This is a genomic window from Cupriavidus agavae (genome assembly GCF_004217045.1).
In the GTDB taxonomy this organism is placed as follows: domain Bacteria; phylum Pseudomonadota; class Gammaproteobacteria; order Burkholderiales; family Burkholderiaceae; genus Cupriavidus; species Cupriavidus agavae.
Window position 1 is genome coordinate 2,038,060 of the sequence record NZ_SGXM01000001.1, and the last position, 17,666, is coordinate 2,055,725.

The following is a 17,666-nucleotide window of genomic DNA, read 5'->3' on the forward strand; positions in this document are numbered from 1 at the left end:
CGGGCAAATCCGGACTGCGGGCTTCCTTCGCAAGCATCTCTATGAAAATCTCAGTCGTACTGATTACCAAAAACGAGGCACACAACATCCGCGAATGCCTCGAAAGCGTCTCCTGGTGCGACCGCGCGATTATAGTGGACTCCGGCAGCACCGACGGCACCCTGGAGACCGCCCGCGCCATGGGCGCCGAGGTCCACGAGACGGCCACCTGGCCCGGCTTCGGCCCCCAGAAGAATCTGGCCCTGTCGAAGGTCCAGACCGAATGGGTGCTGTCGATCGACGCCGACGAGCGCGTCACCCCGGCCCTGCGCGACGAGATCCTGGCCGCCATCGGCTCCGGCCAGGCCGACGCCTACGACATGCCGCGCCTCTCGCGCTTCTGCGGCCGCTTCATGCGTCACAGCGGCTGGTATCCGGACCGCCTGACCCGCGTGTTCCGCGTCGGCAAGGCCCGCTTCACCGACGATATCGTCCACGAGAACGTGGTGACGGACGGCGCCATCGGACACCTGCAGACCCCGCTGCTGCACTACACCTACGACGATTTCTCGCAGGTCCTGCGCAAGGTGGACCAGTACTCCACCCTCGGCGCCCGCCAGGCGTTCCAGCGCGGCAAGACCAGCTCGGTGGGCAGTGCCTGGGTCCACGGCGCCTGGGCGTTCCTGCGTACCTACCTGCTGCGGCGCGGCTTCCTCGACGGCCCGCAGGGGCTGGCCGTGGCCCTGATGAACGGGCAGGCCAGCTACTACAAGTACATCAAGCTCTGGCTGCTGCAGCAGCAGGCGCGGCAGCCTGCCGGGTCAGGCGACCGACCAGTCCACTGAACGCCGCGGCGGTCGGGCCGAAACCCATCTGCTCGATATGGCGCGCGGCGTGGTCGCGCAGCGACTGCCGCAGCGACTCGTCATGCAAGCCGCGCGCGATGGCTTCGGCCAGCGCGGCGGGGTCGCCCACCGGCACCAGCAGCCCGGCGCGGCCTTCGTCCAGCATCTCGCGCGGCCCCACCGGGCAATCGGTGCTGACCACGACCAGCCCGACCGCCAGCGCCTCGACGAGCACGTTGCCAAGCCCTTCCATCTTCGAGCTGAACGCCATCAGCCGGGCGTGGCGCATCCAGACGAACGGGTTGGCCTGGAAGCCGGCGAAGCGCACGCGGGCGTCGATGCCGAGTTCACGGGCCAGCGCCTCCAGCGCCTGCCGCGAGGCGCCGTCGCCCACGATCACCAGATCTTCGGCAAGGCCCTGCCGCACCAGTTGTGCATAGGCGCGCAGCAGCGTGCCAAAGTCCTTCTGGCTTTCCTCCAGCCGCGCCACCGATACGATATACGGCCGCTCCGGCAACCCCGGCTCGGCCTCCCCGGCCAGGCGCCGGATGCGCGCGAAATCGAAGGCGTTGTAGAGCTTGACGAACTTGTCAGCCGACTCCGGCATCAGCCGCCGCGCGTCCGCCGTCATGCTCTCGTTGAGCAGCACCACGGCGTCGTAGTCCACCTGGCACTGGTGCCGCAGCTTGCGCAGCTTGCGGCCGTGCCCGCTGGCCAGATGCGCCACGCTGAAGTGCTGGTAGCCGATCATCGGCACCGCCAGCGGCCCGGTGATCCGCGACAGCGACATGTCGTAGTCGACCACGGCCTCGTAGCCACCGGGAACGCCTTCGCGCAGGATGCGCAGGAAGCGGCGCCGCACCACCGGCTTGCGCACCGGCGGCAGCAGCGCTTCCTCGTAGAGCTTGCCGAGCGGCCCGAGCCGTCGTTGTTTCTTCAATTGCCGGCAGTGCGACAACCAGCGCTCGGGCGCCAGCACGTGCACCTGCACATGTGCCGGCAGCCTTTGGCGAAAATGCGATTCGAGTTCGGGCGATGGGTACGTCACCGTCAAACCCAGTTCGAAGTGTTCCGGATCGAGCGAGGCCAGCAGCGACACCAGCGAGGTCTCGATGCCGCCATGCATGAAATGCGTGACGTGGAACAGGATGCGCTGTTTGCGCCCGCCCGGCGCCGGCATCGCCTCAGCCATAGATCATCGAGACACTGTCGCCCAGCGCGCTGCGGAATTCCGTCAGCGCCTCCTCGGACGGCGTGATCTGCCATTGCGCGCCGAGCATGGCCTCGCAGCGGGCGGTCTTGTTGACGTAGCTGATGCGCACCGGCAGCCCCGGCGACTGCGCCACGCTGGCCAGGTACGGCGTCAGCAGCGCGCGCAGCCGCTCGGTCGAGGCATTGCCGTTGAAGCCCAGGCACACCGCCTCGGCATAGCGCGAGCGCGCCGCCACGAGGTCCATTACCGACTCGGCCGTGAAGCGCACGCCACCCGTGAACGTATCGTGCCGGGCGTTACCCTGCGCGATGATCAGTTCGTCTTCCTTGAACATGTGCCGGTTGGCGTCGTACAGCTCGTTGAAGACGGTCATCTCGATCTGCGCCGTGCCGTCGTCGATCATGACGATGATCAACTTGCCACGCTGGGTCATCTGCGTACGCACGCCCATGATCACGCCAGCCACCACCTTGCCGCGTACGTCGCGGCCATAGCCGCCGCCGTTGCCCTGCACTTCCTTCTCCAGGCCCGCCAGCGTGCCCTTGACGAAGCGGCGCACCTCGTCGCGCGAGGCGTCGAACAGGTGGCCCGAGAAGTAGTAGCCGAGCGCCTGCTTTTCTTCCTGCAGCGTGCGCTTGGGGGTCCAGGCCGGCTCGGAAACCAGCTCCGGGCGATGCGCCTCGCCGGCGTCCTCCATCAGGTCGAACAGCGACACCTGGTTGGCCGATTCGGCCTTCTGCTCGGCCGCTTCCATGGCGATCGACACCGACGCCAGCAGCTGTGCCCGGTTGGCATTGAGGCTGTCGAACGCACCGGCGCGAATCAGCGCCTCGATGGTGCGGCGGTTGACCTGGCGGCGGTCCACACGCTCGCAGAAGTCGAACAGGTCCGTGAACGGCCGCTCCTCGCGCGCGCGCAGGATGTCCTCGATCGCGCCCTGGCCCGACCCCTTGATGCCACCCAGGCCATAGCGGATCGTCTTCGCATCGGTGGGCGCGAAGCGGTATTCGCTGGCATTGACGTCCGGCGGCAGCACGGTCAGCTTGTTGAGACGGCAGTCCTCGAACAGGATCTTGACCTTGTCCGTGTCGTCCATGGCCAGCGACATGTTGGCTGCCATGAATTCAGCCGGGTGATGCGCCTTGAGCCATGCGGTGTAGTACGCCAGCAGCGCATAGGCCGCCGCGTGCGACTTGTTGAAGCCGTAGCCCGCGAACTTCTCCATCAGGTCGAAGATGTCGTCCGCCTGCTGCGCGCTGAGGCCGTTCTTGTCGGCGCCCTCGCGGAACAGCTCGCGGTGCTTGGCCATTTCCTCGGCCTTCTTCTTGCCCATGGCGCGGCGCAGCAGGTCGGCGCCACCGAGCGAGTAGCCGCCGATGATCTGCGCCATCTGCATCACCTGCTCTTGGTAGACCATGATGCCGTAGGTCTCCTTGAGCACGGGCTCGACGCGCGGGTCCGGATACTCCACCTTCTCGCGCCCGTGCTTGCGTGCGCAGAAACTCGGGATCAGGTCCATCGGGCCCGGCCGGTACAGCGCCACCAGCGCGATGATGTCCTCGAAGCGGTCAGGCTTGGCGTCCTTGAGCATGCCCTGCATGCCGCGGCTTTCCAGCTGGAACACCGCCACCGTGTTGGCGCTCTTGAGGATGTCGAAGGCGGGGCCGTCGTCGAGCGGAATCTGGCTGCAGTTCCAGCCGGCCTTTGACGGATCGAGCCGGCGGATATAGCGCTCGGCCCAGTCCAGGATCGTCAGCGTGGTCAGGCCCAGAAAGTCGAACTTGACCAGGCCGGCGGCTTCCACGTCGTCCTTGTCGTACTGGCTCACCACGCCGCTCATGCCGTCGGTGCCCTGCGTGTAGAGCGGGCAGAAATCGGTCAGGCGGCCCGGCGCGATCAGCACCCCGCCGGCGTGCATGCCGACGTTGCGGGTCATGCCCTCCACGCGCTGCGCCAGTTCCAGCAGCTGGCGCACCTCTTCCTCGTTGGCCTCGCGCTCGGCCAGCGCCGGCTCTTCCTTCTTGGCTTCCTCCAGCGTCACCAGCTTGCCCGGCTTGAACGGGATCAGCTTGGCCACGCTGTCGACAAAACCGTAGCCGAGGTCCAGCACGCGGCCCACGTCGCGCACGGCCGCCTTGGCGGCCATCGTGCCAAACGTGGCAATCTGCGACACCGCTTCCTTGCCGTACTTCTCCTTGACGTACGTGATCACGCGGTCACGGCCGTGCTGGCAGAAGTCGATGTCGAAGTCGGGCATCGAGACCCGCTCCGGATTCAGGAAACGCTCGAAGAGCAGCGCGTACTTCAGCGGATCAAGGTCGGTAATGCCCAGCGCGTAGGCCACCAGCGAGCCGGCGCCCGAGCCGCGGCCCGGCCCCACCGGCACGCCATTGTTCTTGGCCCAGTTGATGAAGTCCGCCACGATCAGGAAGTAGCCCGGGAAGCCCATCTTGATGATGGTGCCGGTCTCGAACTCCAGCCGCGAGTAATACTCGGGCCGCTGGCGCTCGCGCTCGGCGTCGTCCGGGAACAGCACCTCCAGGCGCTTCTCCAGACCCTCCTTGGCCATGTGCACGAGGTAGTCGTCCAGCGACATGCCCTCCGGCGTCGGGAACAGCGGCAGGCGCGGCTTGCCCAGTTCCAGCGTCAGGTTGCAGCGCTTGGCGATTTCCACCGCGTTCTGCAGCGCCGACGGGATGTCCGCGAACAGCGCGCACATCTCGTCCTGGGTCTTGAAATACTGGTCGGTCGTGAACTTGCGCGTGCGGCGCGGGTTGGCCAGCAGCTCGCCCTCGGCGATGCAGACCCGGGCCTCGTGCGCGGTGAAGTCATCGGGTGTCATGAACTGCACCGGATGCGTGGCCACCACGGGCAACTTCAGTTGCGCCGCCAGTTGCACGGCCTGCTGCACATAGGCATCGGTGCCGGGATGTCCGGCGCGTTGCAGTTCGATATAGAAGCGCTGCGGAAACACGCGCGCCCAGTGCTGCGCGGCACGGCGGGCTGCCTCGGTATTGCCGTTGGCCAGCGCCTGGCCGACATCGCCGCCCATCGCGCCGGACAACGCGATCAGGCCGGTGGACAGCGGCAGTCCTTCCTCGCCCGGCTCCTCGAACCAGCCCGGCTCGAATTCGGCGCGGCCCTTGTACTGGTTGCCGAGCCAGGCGCGCGACAGCAGCGCGCACAGGTTCAGGTAGCCGATGCGGTCCTGCACGAGCAGCAGCAGCCGCGCGGGCTTTTCGCGGTCGTCGGCATTGGTCAGCCAGACGTCAGCGCCCACTACCGGTTTGACGCCGCTGCCGCGGGCCTCCTTGTAGAAGCGGATCAGGCCAAAGGCATTGGCGAGGTCGGTCAGCGCGAGCGCGCCCATGCCGTCGCTGGCGGCGGCCTTGACGGCGTCGTCAAGGCGCACAATGCCGTCCACGACGGAGTATTCGGAATGCAGGCGGAGGTGTACGAAGCGGGGTGCAGACATAGGGCGCCATTGTACCGGCTCCCCCCGCTCCGATTGCTGAGACTTTCGTAAAGTGATGTCACCTGCCAGGGCCGGCGCCCCCCGTGGCGGCCCCGCGGCGACGGGTATCGGGAGCGCCGCCGAACGGCTATAATTTCGCCTTTCCAATCAGGCATTTACCGAGCGCGCCCGCGCCCGGCCGGCAGCGTCGCACCATGCAGATCGTTAATATTTCGGCTTACAAGTTCGTCTCGCTCGACGATATCGAGACCCTGCGTCCCGCCATGCGCGAGCGCTGCGAGGCCGCTGGCCTCAAGGGCACGATCCTGCTGGCGCCGGAGGGCATCAACATGTTCCTGGCCGGCACGCGCGCACAGATCGACGGCTTCATGGCCTGGCTGCACGCCGACGCCCGCTTCGCCGATATCGCGCCCAAGGAGAGCCTGTCCGAGAACCAGCCCTTCAAGCGCATGCTGGTGCGTGCCAAGAAGGAAATCATCACGATGAAGATGCCGCTGATCCGCCCCGAGGCAGGTCGCGCGCCGGCGGTGCGCCCGGTCGATCTCAAGCGCTGGCTTGACCAGGGTCATGATGACGAGGGCCGGCCGGTGGTGATGCTTGATACACGCAACGATTTCGAGGTGGCGGTCGGCACGTTCGACAATGCCGTGGAATACAACATCTCGAAATTCAGCGAGTTTCCGCCAGCCGTGGCCGAGAACAAGGCCGCGCTTGCGGGCAAGACCGTGGTGTCGTTCTGCACGGGCGGCATCCGCTGCGAAAAAGCGGCCATCCACATGCAGGAAGCCGGCATCGAGCGCGTCTACCAGCTCGAAGGCGGCATTTTGAAGTATTTCGAGGAAGTGGGCGGCAGCCACTACCAGGGCGACTGCTTCGTCTTCGACTACCGTACCGCGCTGAATCCGAACCTGGAGCCGGCCGGCCCGGTGCAGTGCTTTGCCTGCCGCGCCGTGGTCACGCCCGAGGAACAGCAGCACCCGAAGTACGTGGTAGGCAAGAGCTGCCCGCATTGCGCGGACGCCGCCGCAGCCGCAGCCGCAGCCGCAGCCTGAAGACTATCCGGCCGCTCAGGCGGCCAGCAGGTGGTACAGGTTGCGCAGCATGCCGGCCGTGGCGCCCCAGATGAAGCGGTTCCCGCCTGCTTCGAGCGGGTACGGCATCGCGTAGAACTGCCGTTCGCCGCCTTCGTACCGATAGACGCGGCGCTCGTGCCGCGACGGGTCCATCAGGAATGCCAGCGGCACCTCGAAAACCTCGGCCACCTCGCCCGCATCGGGGCGCAGCGTGAAGCCGGGGCGCACCAGCCCCACCACGGGGCTCACGTGAAAGCCGGTTCCCGTGATGTAGTCGGGCAGGGAGCCTAGTACTTCTACGAAATCCCGCTCGATCCCGACCTCTTCCTCGGTCTCGCGCAGCGCCGTGGCGATGCGGTCGGCATCGTAGGTTTCCTGGCGCCCGCCCGGAAAGCTGATCTGCCCGGCATGCGACGACAGGTTGGCGTTGCGCTGCGTCAGCAACACGGTCAGGCCATGCTTGCGCTCCACCAGCGGCACCAGCACCGCAGCCTCGCGCAAGCCACGCGTCTTGTCGTAGATCCTGGATTCGTCAGTCAACTCCGGCTCCCAGGCCGGCGGCGACAGCAGCCGGTGCCGGATGAAGTCGGGCTGCATGCGCGGCGCGGAAAGCGGCGCGCGCTGGAGGTCGGTCGCGATGACCGGTAGTGTCTCGGGGTCGAAAATGGGGCGCATAACGACGTCAAGTATGACAGGAAGCGCCGTATCGCGTCAGGCGCGCCCCGGGCGCCACAAAGCAAAAAGGACACCCCGAGGGGTGTCCTTCGCAAAGCCGGTCTGGCGCGGCACCAGTTGCCCGGTGCCTCCAGGAAAGCTTACTGGGCGGCGGCGACCTTCGAGGCCTTCGTCACCAGCTTTTCCTTGATACGTGCCGACTTGCCCGAGCGCTCGCGCAGGTAGTACAGCTTCGCACGACGGACGTCGCCGCGACGCTTGACTTCGATGCTGGCGATCAGCGGCGAGTACAGCTGGAACGTACGTTCCACGCCTTCACCCGACGAGATCTTGCGCACGATGAAGGAGCTGTTCAGGCCACGGTTGCGGCGAGCGATCACCACACCTTCGTAAGCCTGCACGCGCTTGCGCGTACCTTCCACCACATTCACGCTGACGATAACGGTATCGCCGGGTGCGAATTCGGGGATGGTCTTGTTCGCGGTCAGACGCGCGATTTCTTCCTTCTCGATCTGCTCGATGATGTTCATCGTTTTCTCCTTGACCATCGTACCGGCGTTCAATGCCCCAGAACCTTGCTGGGCCCCGGCAGAGGATGGGGGTTTCACTTGGCGGGAGCGAACTCCCGCCCTGCTTTCGCTGCCAGTTCCGACAGAAACTTCTCGTCGGCCCTGGACAACAATCCTTGCGCGCGCGCCGCCACGATCAGATCGGGACGCTTGCGCGCGGTATTGGCCAGCGCCTGCTGGCGCCGCCATTTTTCGATCTCGGCGTGATGGCCCCCGAGCAGTATCTCGGGTACCCGCACGCCTTCATATTCTTCCGGCCGCGTGTAGTGCGGACAATCGAGCAGGCCATTGACGAAGCTGTCCTGCACCGCCGACTGCGCATCGCCCAGCACGCCGGGCAGATGCCGCACCACCGCATCGATCAGCGCCATCGCGGGCAGTTCGCCCCCGGACAGCACGAAATCGCCGAGGCTGATTTCCTCGTCCACGCGGCGGTCGATCAGACGCTGGTCGATCGCCTCGTAGCGCCCGCACAACAGCACCAGTCCGGGCTGCTGCGCCAGCGACATCACCTTGCCGTGCGTCAGCGTGGCACCCTGCGGCGACATCAGCACGACGTGCGGCCTGGCTACCCCGGCATCGCGCTGCGCGGCCCCGGCGGCGTCCAGCGCAGCGTCGAGCGGACCGGGCAGCATGACCATGCCGGGACCACCGCCATACGGCCGATCGTCGATCGTCCGGTAATTGTCCACGGTGAAATCGCGGGGATTCCAGCTGCGCAGCGCATAGCGCTGCTGCTTGGCCGCCCGGCTGGTGATGCCCCAGTCGGTCAGCGCACGGAACATCTCGGGAAACAGCGTGATCACATCGAACTGCATCGCGCCTCCCTGGACGTCACGTCAATACTTCAGAAATCGAGCCCCCAGTCGACCACGATGCGCCGGCCGGGAACATCCACCGTGCGCAGATAGGCGTCGACAAACGGAATCAGCCGCTCGGCCGTCGTTCCGTCGGGCAGCGCATAGGCTGCCTGCAGGATCTGGTGCGCGCCATTGTCGATCAGGCCGGTCACTTCGCCGAGCGCTTCGCCCTGCTCGTTGACCACGGCACAACCGATCAGGTCGACCCAGTAGAACTCACCTTCTTCCGGCGCCGGAAAATCCGCGCGCCGGATCCAGACGCGGCGGCCCTTGAGCATCTCGGCGACATTGCGCTCCGAAACGCCGGCAGCTTGCGCCACCACGGTACCGCTATGTTCGCGCGACTGGGCGATCTTGATGCTCAACGCTTCCGCCGACGACCCTGGCACTGCCACCCTGCCGGGCGGTGGCGCGGGAAGCAGCCACCAGCGGCGGGCGTGAAGCAATGCGGAGGCGTCGTCCGCATGCGGCTGAACCTTGATCCAGCCGCGGATACCGTAGGCCGCAGCCACGTAGCCCACCTCGACGAGATCGTCGGGCAGCGCATCGGTGTACAGCAGCGCGGCAGGTACCCTGGCCGGTCGGCCAGCGGCACCGCCCGGCGTGGCGGCATTGGACAGATTCAGCGGCCGGCGGCCGGTGGCATTGCCAGTCACGTTGGCGGAGCGTCGTTCAGACATCGCCGTGAACCGGAAACCGGTGCACGGACGACAAGCCTATCAGGCAGCCGGAGCAGCCTTGGCGGCTTGCTTGACCAGGCGGGCAACGGTCGGCGACAGTTGGGCGCCAACGCCTTGCCAGTAGGCCAGACGGTCCTGCACCAGGCGCAGGCCTTCCTGCTTCTCGGTAGCCAGCGGGTTGTAGAAGCCAACACGCTCGATGAAACGGCCATCGCGACGGTTGCGCGAATCGGTAGCAACGATATTGAAGAAGGGGCGCTTCTTGCTGCCGCCGCGAGCCAGACGGATTACGACCATTGTAAATTCCTCGAAAAAACGGGGTGTGCGAACACGAAACGCAAGAGTATAGCCCACTTCCCGAGCGCAAACAAACACTTAGGGCATTGCGCCACAGGTTTTCGCGTCTGTGGCGCGCAGGATGCGCCGCGCACGCAACCCAGGCACCCCGAGAGCGCCCTCTAAATCCCCGCCACGCCCGCGCTGGCGCGGTTGCGCAGCCGAGGCGCCAAAGCTGGCAAAAATGACGAAACAATCCGTTACACCGGTAACGGGTTTCGCATAGGCCATCACAGGGCTGCTGCGTACCATGGACCCAACGCCTGACTCATCACCTGGACTTTGGGAAACCGCATGCTTACCCGCCCCCACCTGCGCTCTCTGGTGGCTGGTACCGTGGCCGTCATCGGCCTGGTTGGCGCCATCGCCACCAGCCACGCACAAGTTGCCTTCTGGCAGCGCGCCGCCGACTTGCCGGTGCGCGCGGTCCGGCTTGGCGGCGAGACCTACGACGTCGCCGCCATGCGCGCCGAGAACCGCCAGCACGTTCAGCAGCAGATCGACCGCATGGAACAACGCGCCCGCAACGACGACCGCCTCAGCGGCCGGCCACCGGATGCGGGCGGCCGCGATGACGGACGCGGGCGCCAGGCTGGCGGCCCGGACCGCAACACGGCCGATGGCGCGATCCGCGGCACCGATGTGCGCCCGACGCAGGTCGGCCCCGGCTGGCAGGCGCGCGGACGCGACGGCGGACGCTGATCTGCCCCCTCGATGATGCCACGGCCGGAACTTCCGGCCGTTTTCACATGTCTGTCTTCTGTGCACGCCTTAAAACGCCGCACAGGCTGCTGCCCGGCGCTGTCCGGGGCCCTTCAGCGTGCCGTTGTTGTACAGACGGCAAACGAACTGACCTGCCTCTGTCCGGCACCCACTGCTCGGACCCCGAGGTCGGGCACGGCCTCCACAAGAACATCTGTCGAGGTTCAGCATGTCACCCCTCCTCCACGACCTGGCCCGGCATGCGGGCCAGTTGTCGCTGGCAGTTCTCTTCATGCTGGTGCTGACGTTCGTCCTGTGGGGCGAACCGCACATTTCCACGCTGTTCTCCAACGCGCTCGCGAGCCTCGCGCCTTCCTGACGACGTCCGGCCGCGGCATGGCTCGGCGTACAATGTGCCGATGACTGCCGCCAGCCAAGCCCCCCTCCTCGCGCCTTCCCCGCCCGCCGGCCCGATCCGGCGGAAGTCCAAGCTCGTCACGGTCGCGCTGGCGTTCCTGCTGGGCAGTGTCGGCGCGCACCGCTTCTACCTGCACGGCTTCGGCGACAGGTTCGGCTGGGCGCACCTCGCGGCCATTCTGGCAGGTGCGGTTGGCGTCGCTTCGATGGTGCTCGGCGTCGGCAATGCGGCGCTGAACTGGACGTTTGCCGTGGCCGGCGGTATATCGGTAGTCGCCGCGTTCCTGACCGCGATCGTGTTTGGCCTGCGCCCCGACGACAGATGGGACGCCCGCTACAACACCCACGGCCGACCGACGCGGTCGGGCTGGCCCGTGATCATCCTGGTGATCCTGTCGCTGATGATCGGCACGGGCCTGCTGATGGCCGGCCTGGCGATCAGCTTCCAGACTTTCTTCGAATCCCAGGTGGAAGCCGCCAAGGCGCTTTCGCAGGAGTAGTCTGCAACTCCCCCTCACTGCCGGGGTGGTCATCCTTCCGTTCCGCTGCAAATCACCCATACTGCTTAGTCCCGGTTCTTGCAGTCTGCTGTCGTCCGCCCAGGAGGCATAGATGGAACATCCGAGCTACGAGGAAGGACGCCTGGCGGCAATCGCCGTCAGGTTGGCCATGTCATCCGGCCTGCCACCGGCCAAGGCCCGCGCGGCACTGGAAATGGCCTGCCGCATGATCGATGACACGGTTGCTGACACCGCGCGGCACGCGGCGGCGGATCGCCGCCCCTCCCCGCCGGTGCTGCGCCGGCATGCCGCGACGAGCTTTCCCGGCTTGCCCGACAACACCCCCTAGCCCCTGGCCCCCTGGCCCTCAGAACAGGCTTCCCTGCGGCGATGCCTCTTGCGGCACCCGGAACTGATCGAGCCGCAGCGGCGGCCGTTCCTTGTTGAGCCCCAGCCGCCGGCACGCCTGCTGGAAGCGCTTCTCCACAAGGTCTGCAAAGATGCCGGTGCCGCGCATCCGTTGCCCGAAGGTGGCGTCGTTGTGGCGGCCGTCGCGCAACTGCTCGATCAGGCTCAGCACGTGCCGCTTGCGGCCCGGATAGTGTTGTTCGAGCCACTCCACGAAGATGTCATGGACTTCCAGCGGCAGGCGCAGCATCACGTAGCCGGCTGACGCCGCGCCAGCCTCGGCGGCGGCTTCGAGGATGCGTTCGATCTCGGTGTCGGTCAGCGCGGGAATGATCGGCGCCACCATGACGCCCGTGGGTATGCCCGCCTCGGCCAGCCGCCGGATGCCCTCCAGGCGCCGGGACGGTGTGTTGGCGCGCGGCTCCAGCTTGCGGGCGATATCGGCCGACAGCGACGTGACCGAGATATAGACCCGCGCCAGCCCTTTTCCGGCCATACGGGCGAGGATGTCGATATCGCGCGTCACCAGGGCGGATTTGGTCGTGATCGCCACCGGATGGTTGAATTCCTCCAACACTTCGAGCACCGAGCGCGCCAGCCCCAGTTCGCGCTCGATCGGCTGGTAAGGGTCGGTATTGGTGCCGATGGCGATAACGGAAGGCTGGTACGACTTCCTTGACAGTTCCTTGCGCAGCAACTCGGCCGCATTGGGCTTGGCGAACAGCTTCGTCTCGAAATCAAGCCCCGGCGACAGGCCCATGTAGGCGTGCGTGGGTCGCGCGAAGCAGTAGGAACAGCCATGTTCGCAGCCCCGGTAGACGTTGATCGACTGGTCGAACGGGAGGTCCGGCGACTGGTTGCGCGTGATGATCGACTTGACCGACTCGATCGTCACCGTCGTGCGCGGCACGGGGCGCTCGCCGTGGGCGTCCAACTCGCCGGCCAGGCCGTCGAGGTCCACTTCGCGCGACCAGCCATCGAACCGCGATTCGACATTGGATACGGCGCCCCGGCCCTTCTGGGGCTGCGCACGATAGGAAGCCATCGGTTCTCTCCGGCAAGCACGACTAACACTGTATAAATATACAGTGTCCCGCCGGGAAAATCCAAGGGGCGGCTCAGGAGATGGCGGGGCCGCCGCCTTCCAGCGCCTCGACCGAAATGGCGAGCGTCTCCTTGATCTCTTCCATCACCACGTAGCTTTTTGACTGCGCCGCGCCGGGCAGTTGCAACAGGATGTCGCCGAGCAGCCGGCGGTATTCGCCAATCTCGCGGATACGGGCCTTGATCAGGTAGTCGAAATCGCCCGAGACCAGATGGCATTCGAGCACCTCGGGGATGCGCGACACCTCGCGCCGGAACTGTTCGAACATGTTGCCCGACTTGTTGCCGAGCGAAATCTCCACGAACACCAGCAGCGCGCTGCCGAGCAACGCCGGATTCAGCCGGGCGTAGTAGCCCATGATCACGCCGTCGCGCTCCAGCCGTTTCACGCGTTCGATGCAAGGCGTGATGGTCAGCCCCACGGCCTCGGCCAGGTCCTTCATCGAGATGCGGCCATCCGCCTGCAGCACCGCCAGGATCTTCCGGTCCAGGCGATCCAGCGTTCGTATCGGCTGACGGCTCGTACGCATGATTTTTTCCTGTTTCTGTGAGAAGTTCGAAAACTATGACTGGTTCAAAGCCAATAGTATAGAGACAAATTCTTCTACAGCTTGAATCCGCAGGTTGGAGCCCCCGAAAATGCGAGTCCTGGTCCTTGGCAGTGGCGTGATTGGTGTAACAAGTGCGTGGTACCTGGCGCGCGCCGGTCACGAAGTGGTGGTGGTGGACCGCGAATCCGGGCCGGCGCTTGGCACCAGCTTCGCCAACGCCGGACAGATCTCGCCGGGCTACGCGTCGCCGTGGGCCGCACCGGGCGTGCCGCTGAAGGCGATCAAGTGGATGTTCCAGCAGCACGCGCCGCTCAGCATCAAACCCGATGGCACGCTGTTCCAGCTTCAGTGGATCTGGCAGATGCTGCAGAACTGCACGGCCGACCGCTACGCCACCAACAAGGAGCGCATGGTCCGGCTGGCCGAGTACAGCCGTGACTGCATCCGCGAACTGCGCGCCGAAACCGGCATCTCCTACGAAGGCCGCCAGCAGGGCACGCTGCAGGTGTTCCGCACCGAGGCGCAACTGGAAGCGGCCGCGCGCGACATTGCCGTGCTCGAAGAAGCCGGCGTGCCCTATGAACTGCTCTCGCGCGAGGCGCTGGGCGCCGCCGAGCCGGCGCTCGCCGCAGCAGGCCAGAAGCTGGCGGGCGGCCTGCGCCTGCCCAATGACGAGACCGGCGACTGCCAGCTCTTTACCGAGCGCCTGGCCGCGATGGCCGCGTCGATCGGCGTGCAGTTCCACTACAACCAGTCGATCGATGGCCTGCTGACCGAAGGCGATGCCGTCACAGGCGCCATCGTCGCGGGCAAGCCGATGATGGCCGACGCCGTGGTGGTGGCGCTGGGAAGCTGGTCGACGCCGTTCGTCAGGCACGTGCTGCCGGGCCTGTCGAACCTGCCCGTCTATCCGCTCAAGGGTTTCTCGATCACGGTGCCCCTGCTGGACGCCGAGAAAAGCCCGGTCTCTACCGTGCTCGACGAAACCTACAAGGTGGCGATCACGCGCTTCGACGACCGCATCCGCGTGGGCGGCATGGCGCAGATCGTCGGCTACGACCGCTCGCTCGATCCGAACAAGCGCCGCACGCTCGAACACGTGGTGACGGACCTCTTCCCGGGTGCCGGCGATGTGGCCCGCGCCACGTTCTGGACCGGCCTGCGGCCGATGACGCCCGATGGCACCCCGGTGGTCGGCCCCGCCGGCATCCGGGGCCTGTGGCTCAACACCGGCCACGGCACGCTGGGCTGGACCATGGCCTGCGGTTCGGGACAGTTGCTGTCGGATCTGGTCTCGGGCGCCCGCCCGGCGATCCGCGCCGATGATCTGTCCGTCGAGCGGTATCGCAAGCCGGCGCGCCCGCACCATGTACCGCAGCCGGTGACGGCGTAAAAAAATGGCGACCCGAGGGTCGCCATTTTTATCGCTGCCTGCGGGTCAGAACTGCTCCGCCGTCAACGCGTTCACCGGTTCGGCTCCCGCCACGATTGCCGCGCGGAGCGAGCCCGCCTGCGACAGGATGTGCTCGCCGAAGAAGTGCGCCGTGGCAATCTTCGCGTCGTGGAACGACGGATCTTCCGCCCGCTTCGCGTCGGCCGCCAGCATCGCGCGGCCAAACTGCCAGCCCGAGAGCACGATGCCGCAGAGCTTCAGGTAAGGCACGCTGCCAGCGAACACCGCGTTGGGATTCGACTTCGTGTTGTCGACCACGAACTGCACCACCGCTTCCAGCGCCTCGCGTCCCTGCTTCAGTTGCGCCGCCACGGCCGTGAAAGCCGCGCCGCCGTGCCGGCCCAGCGCCGCCTCGGTCTCGGCGATCTGCGCGCAGAGGTTGCGGGCCACGGCGCCGCCGTCACGCACGGTCTTGCGGCCTACCAGGTCATTGGCCTGAATCGCCGTCGTGCCTTCGTAGATCGGCAGGATGCGTGCATCGCGGTAGTGCTGCGCCGCGCCGGTTTCCTCGATGAAGCCCATGCCGCCGTGCACCTGCACGCCCAGGCTCGTCACGTCGATCGACAGTTCGGTGCTCCAGCCCTTCACGATCGGCACCAGGAACTCGTACAGCGCCATGTTCTGGCGGCGCACCGCCTCGTCGGGATGCTGGTGCGCGACGTCACTGGCCGCTGCCGCAAAATACGCCACGGCACGCGCGCCCTCGGTCAGCGCCCGCATCGTCATCAGCATGCGCCTGACGTCCGGATGGTGGATGATCGTCACGCCCTCGCGCGCCGAACCATCCACCGGGCGGCTCTGCACGCGGTCCTTCGCATACGCCACCGCCTGCTGGTAGGCGCGCTCGGACACTGCAATTCCCTGCATGCCCACCGAGAAGCGCGCCGAGTTCATCATGATGAACATGTACTCGAGGCCGCGGTTCTCCTCGCCCACCAGCGTGCCGATGGCGCCGCCATGATCGCCGAACTGCAGCACGGCAGTCGGGCTGGCCTTGATGCCGAGCTTGTGTTCGATCGACACGCACTGCACGTCGTTGCGCTCGCCCAGCGATCCATCGGCGTTGACCAGGAACTTGGGCACCGTGAACAGCGAGATGCCCTTGACGCCCTCGGGCGCGTTGGGCGTGCGCGCCAGCACCAGATGGACGATGTTCTTCGCCATGTCGTGCTCGCCGTACGTGATGAAGATCTTGGTGCCGAAAATCTTGTAGGTGCCGTCGCCCTGCGGCTCGGCGCGCGTGCGCACCGCGGCCAGGTCCGAGCCGGCTTGCGGCTCGGTCAGGTTCATCGTGCCCGTCCACTCGCCCGAAATCAGCTTGGGCAGGAACGCCTGCTTGTGGGCGTCGGTGCCCGCAGTCAGCAGCGCCTCGATGGCGCCATCGGTCAGCAGCGGACACAGCGCGAACGACAGGTTGGCCGCGTTCAACATCTCGTTGCACGGCGTGGCCACCAGCTTGGGCAGGCCCTGGCCGCCAAAATCGGCCGGATGCAGCACACCCTGCCAGCCACCCTCGCCGAATTGGCGGAAAGCGTCCTTGAAGCCGGGCGTGGTGGTGACTTCGCCATCCTTCCAACTGCTCGGATCGAGATCGCCGGCGCGGTTCAGCGGCGCGACCACTTCCTCGTTGAAGCGCGCGGCTTCTTCCAGAATGGCTTGCGCGGTGTCGGGGGTGGCATCCTCGTAACCGGGGAGCTGGCTCAATTGCGCAAGGCCGGCCAGTTCGTTCATGGCGAACAGCATGTCCTTGAGCGGTGCACGGTAGGTCATCGACGTCTCCTGATCTGTAAAAAAGCCGCTCGCGGGATACCCGGAACGGCTTCTTGTTCTTCTGTCCCGGCCGGATCATCCAGGGAAGTGGAAGATCCGGCTTGGGCGGGCTGTCGATCAGCCCAGTGCGGCCACCAGTTCCGGCACCACGGTGTTCAGGTCGCCCACCAGGCCGTAGTCCGCCACCGAGAAAATCGGGGCTTCCGCGTCCTTGTTGATCGCCACGATCACCTTGGAATCCTTCATGCCGGCCAGATGCTGGATCGCGCCGGAGATACCGACGGCGATGTACAGCTGCGGGGCCACGATCTTGCCGGTCTGGCCCACCTGGTAGTCGTTCGGCACGAAGCCGGCATCGACTGCCGCACGCGAGGCGCCCATGGCCGCGCCGAGCTTGTCGGCCAGCGGGGTCAGCACCTTCGTGTAGTTCTCGCCCGAGCCCACGCCACGGCCACCCGAGACGATGATCTTGGCGGCGGTCAGCTCCGGACGGTCGCTCTTGGTCACTTCACGCGACACGAATTGCGAGATGCCCGCATCGGCCACGGCCGGCAGCGTTTCCACCGCAGCCGAGCCGCCTTCGGCGGCAGCCGGGTCGAACGCCGTGCCGCGCACGGTGATGACCTTGATCTTGTCGGCCGACTTCACCGTGGCAATCGCGTTGCCGGCGTAGATCGGACGCTCGAACGTGTCGGGCGAATCCACCTTGGTGATGTCCGACAGTTGGGCCACGTCCAGCTTGGCGGCCACGCGCGGCAGGATGTTCTTGCCCGAGGCGGTCGCCGGGGCCAGGATGTGCGAGTAGTCGCTGGCGATGGCCAGGATCTGGTCGCCCACGTTCTCGGCCAGGCCATCGGCGAAGTACGGTGCGTCGGCCAGCAGGACCTTGGCCACGCCCGCGATCTTCGCGGCGGCATCGGCGGCGGCGCGGGCATTCGAGCCAGCCACCAGCACGTGGACATCGCCACCGCACTGGGTGGCTGCCGTCACGGCGTTCAGCGTGGCGGCCTTGATCGATTGGTTGTCGTGTTCAGCAATGACAAGTGCAGTCATGTT

The 17,666-nt window shown here is 66.3% G+C and carries 18 protein-coding genes; 7 read left to right on the forward strand and 11 right to left on the reverse strand.

Features of this window, described 5'->3' with window-relative positions; genetic code table 11:
• The first annotated feature begins 41 nt into the window (after positions 1–41).
• On the forward strand, positions 42–824 hold the full coding sequence (locus EV147_RS09280; protein ID WP_130390786.1) for a glycosyltransferase family 2 protein: 783 nt from the start codon (positions 42–44) through the stop codon (positions 822–824).
• Here EV147_RS09280 and EV147_RS09285 read toward each other — a convergent pair.
• On the reverse strand, positions 757–2,016 hold the full coding sequence (locus EV147_RS09285) for a glycosyltransferase (protein ID WP_130390787.1): 1,260 nt from the start codon (positions 2,014–2,016) through the stop codon (positions 757–759). The genes EV147_RS09280 and EV147_RS09285 overlap by 68 nt on opposite strands.
• Positions 2,009–5,512 (reverse strand): DNA polymerase III subunit alpha, encoded by a 3,504-nt coding sequence (gene dnaE / locus EV147_RS09290; protein WP_130390788.1) that lies wholly within the window; start codon positions 5,510–5,512, stop codon positions 2,009–2,011. Before dnaE ends, EV147_RS09285 begins: the two co-directional genes overlap by 8 nt.
• A gap of 194 nt (positions 5,513–5,706) precedes the next feature.
• Here dnaE and EV147_RS09295 point away from each other — a divergent pair, with 194 nt between their 5' ends.
• Positions 5,707–6,564: a sulfurtransferase gene (locus tag EV147_RS09295; RefSeq protein WP_130390789.1), complete on the forward strand. Its 858-nt coding sequence runs from the start codon at positions 5,707–5,709 to the stop codon at positions 6,562–6,564.
• 15 nt (positions 6,565–6,579) lie between these two features.
• On the opposite strand, the gene EV147_RS09300 is transcribed toward EV147_RS09295, so the two are convergent.
• The 5 genes from EV147_RS09300 to rpsP form a co-directional block, all read right to left on the reverse strand.
• Entirely contained in the window at positions 6,580–7,260 is a 681-nt protein-coding gene (locus EV147_RS09300; RefSeq protein WP_130390790.1) for a CoA pyrophosphatase, read from the reverse strand.
• A gap of 140 nt (positions 7,261–7,400) precedes the next feature.
• Positions 7,401–7,790, reverse strand: a complete 390-nt coding sequence (rplS, locus tag EV147_RS09305) for a 50S ribosomal protein L19 (protein WP_130390791.1) — start codon at positions 7,788–7,790, stop codon at positions 7,401–7,403.
• 74 nt (positions 7,791–7,864) lie between these two features.
• A complete protein-coding gene (gene trmD / locus EV147_RS09310) occupies positions 7,865–8,647 on the reverse strand; it encodes a tRNA (guanosine(37)-N1)-methyltransferase TrmD (RefSeq protein WP_130390792.1) in 783 nt (260 codons plus the stop codon).
• A 29-nt stretch (positions 8,648–8,676) separates the two neighbouring features.
• Positions 8,677–9,345, reverse strand: coding sequence for a ribosome maturation factor RimM (gene rimM / locus EV147_RS09315; protein WP_130391248.1), 669 nt, complete (start codon positions 9,343–9,345; stop codon positions 8,677–8,679).
• 63 nt (positions 9,346–9,408) lie between these two features.
• Positions 9,409–9,666 carry a 30S ribosomal protein S16 gene (rpsP, locus tag EV147_RS09320; RefSeq protein WP_130390793.1) on the reverse strand — a complete coding sequence of 86 codons (258 nt, stop codon included), beginning with the start codon at positions 9,664–9,666 and terminating at the stop codon, positions 9,409–9,411.
• A gap of 333 nt (positions 9,667–9,999) precedes the next feature.
• On the opposite strand from rpsP, the gene EV147_RS09325 reads away from it, so the two are divergent.
• The 4 genes from EV147_RS09325 to EV147_RS09335 all read left to right on the forward strand — a co-directional run bounded on the left by EV147_RS09325 (position 10,000) and on the right by EV147_RS09335 (position 11,673).
• Positions 10,000–10,407, forward strand: coding sequence for a hypothetical protein (locus EV147_RS09325; protein ID WP_130390794.1), 408 nt, complete (start codon positions 10,000–10,002; stop codon positions 10,405–10,407).
• Between the two features lie 229 nt (positions 10,408–10,636).
• Positions 10,637–10,786 carry a hypothetical protein gene (locus EV147_RS26090; RefSeq protein WP_198680195.1) on the forward strand — a complete coding sequence of 50 codons (150 nt, stop codon included), beginning with the start codon at positions 10,637–10,639 and terminating at the stop codon, positions 10,784–10,786.
• 40 nt (positions 10,787–10,826) lie between these two features.
• A complete protein-coding gene (locus EV147_RS09330) occupies positions 10,827–11,324 on the forward strand; it encodes an NINE protein (protein ID WP_130390795.1) in 498 nt (165 codons plus the stop codon).
• Between the two features lie 112 nt (positions 11,325–11,436).
• Positions 11,437–11,673, forward strand: a complete 237-nt coding sequence (locus EV147_RS09335; protein WP_130390796.1) for a hypothetical protein — start codon at positions 11,437–11,439, stop codon at positions 11,671–11,673.
• An 18-nt stretch (positions 11,674–11,691) separates the two neighbouring features.
• Here EV147_RS09335 and EV147_RS09340 read toward each other — a convergent pair whose 3' ends face one another.
• Positions 11,692–12,777 (reverse strand): PA0069 family radical SAM protein, encoded by a 1,086-nt coding sequence (locus EV147_RS09340; RefSeq protein WP_130390797.1) that lies wholly within the window; start codon positions 12,775–12,777, stop codon positions 11,692–11,694.
• Positions 12,778–12,850: 73 nt separating this feature from the next.
• A complete protein-coding gene (locus EV147_RS09345) occupies positions 12,851–13,366 on the reverse strand; it encodes an Lrp/AsnC ligand binding domain-containing protein (RefSeq protein WP_130390798.1) in 516 nt (171 codons plus the stop codon).
• A gap of 109 nt (positions 13,367–13,475) precedes the next feature.
• Between EV147_RS09345 and EV147_RS09350 the strand changes: the two genes are divergently transcribed.
• Positions 13,476–14,780: a D-amino acid dehydrogenase gene (locus EV147_RS09350; protein WP_130390799.1), complete on the forward strand. Its 1,305-nt coding sequence runs from the start codon at positions 13,476–13,478 to the stop codon at positions 14,778–14,780.
• A 45-nt stretch (positions 14,781–14,825) separates the two neighbouring features.
• Here the strand turns inward: EV147_RS09350 and EV147_RS09355 are convergent, their stop codons facing one another.
• Positions 14,826–16,610 carry an acyl-CoA dehydrogenase gene (locus EV147_RS09355; protein WP_130390800.1) on the reverse strand — a complete coding sequence of 595 codons (1,785 nt, stop codon included), beginning with the start codon at positions 16,608–16,610 and terminating at the stop codon, positions 14,826–14,828.
• A 117-nt stretch (positions 16,611–16,727) separates the two neighbouring features.
• A complete protein-coding gene (locus EV147_RS09360) occupies positions 16,728–17,663 on the reverse strand; it encodes an electron transfer flavoprotein subunit alpha/FixB family protein (protein ID WP_130390801.1) in 936 nt (311 codons plus the stop codon).
• Positions 17,664–17,666: the final 3 nt, after the last annotated feature.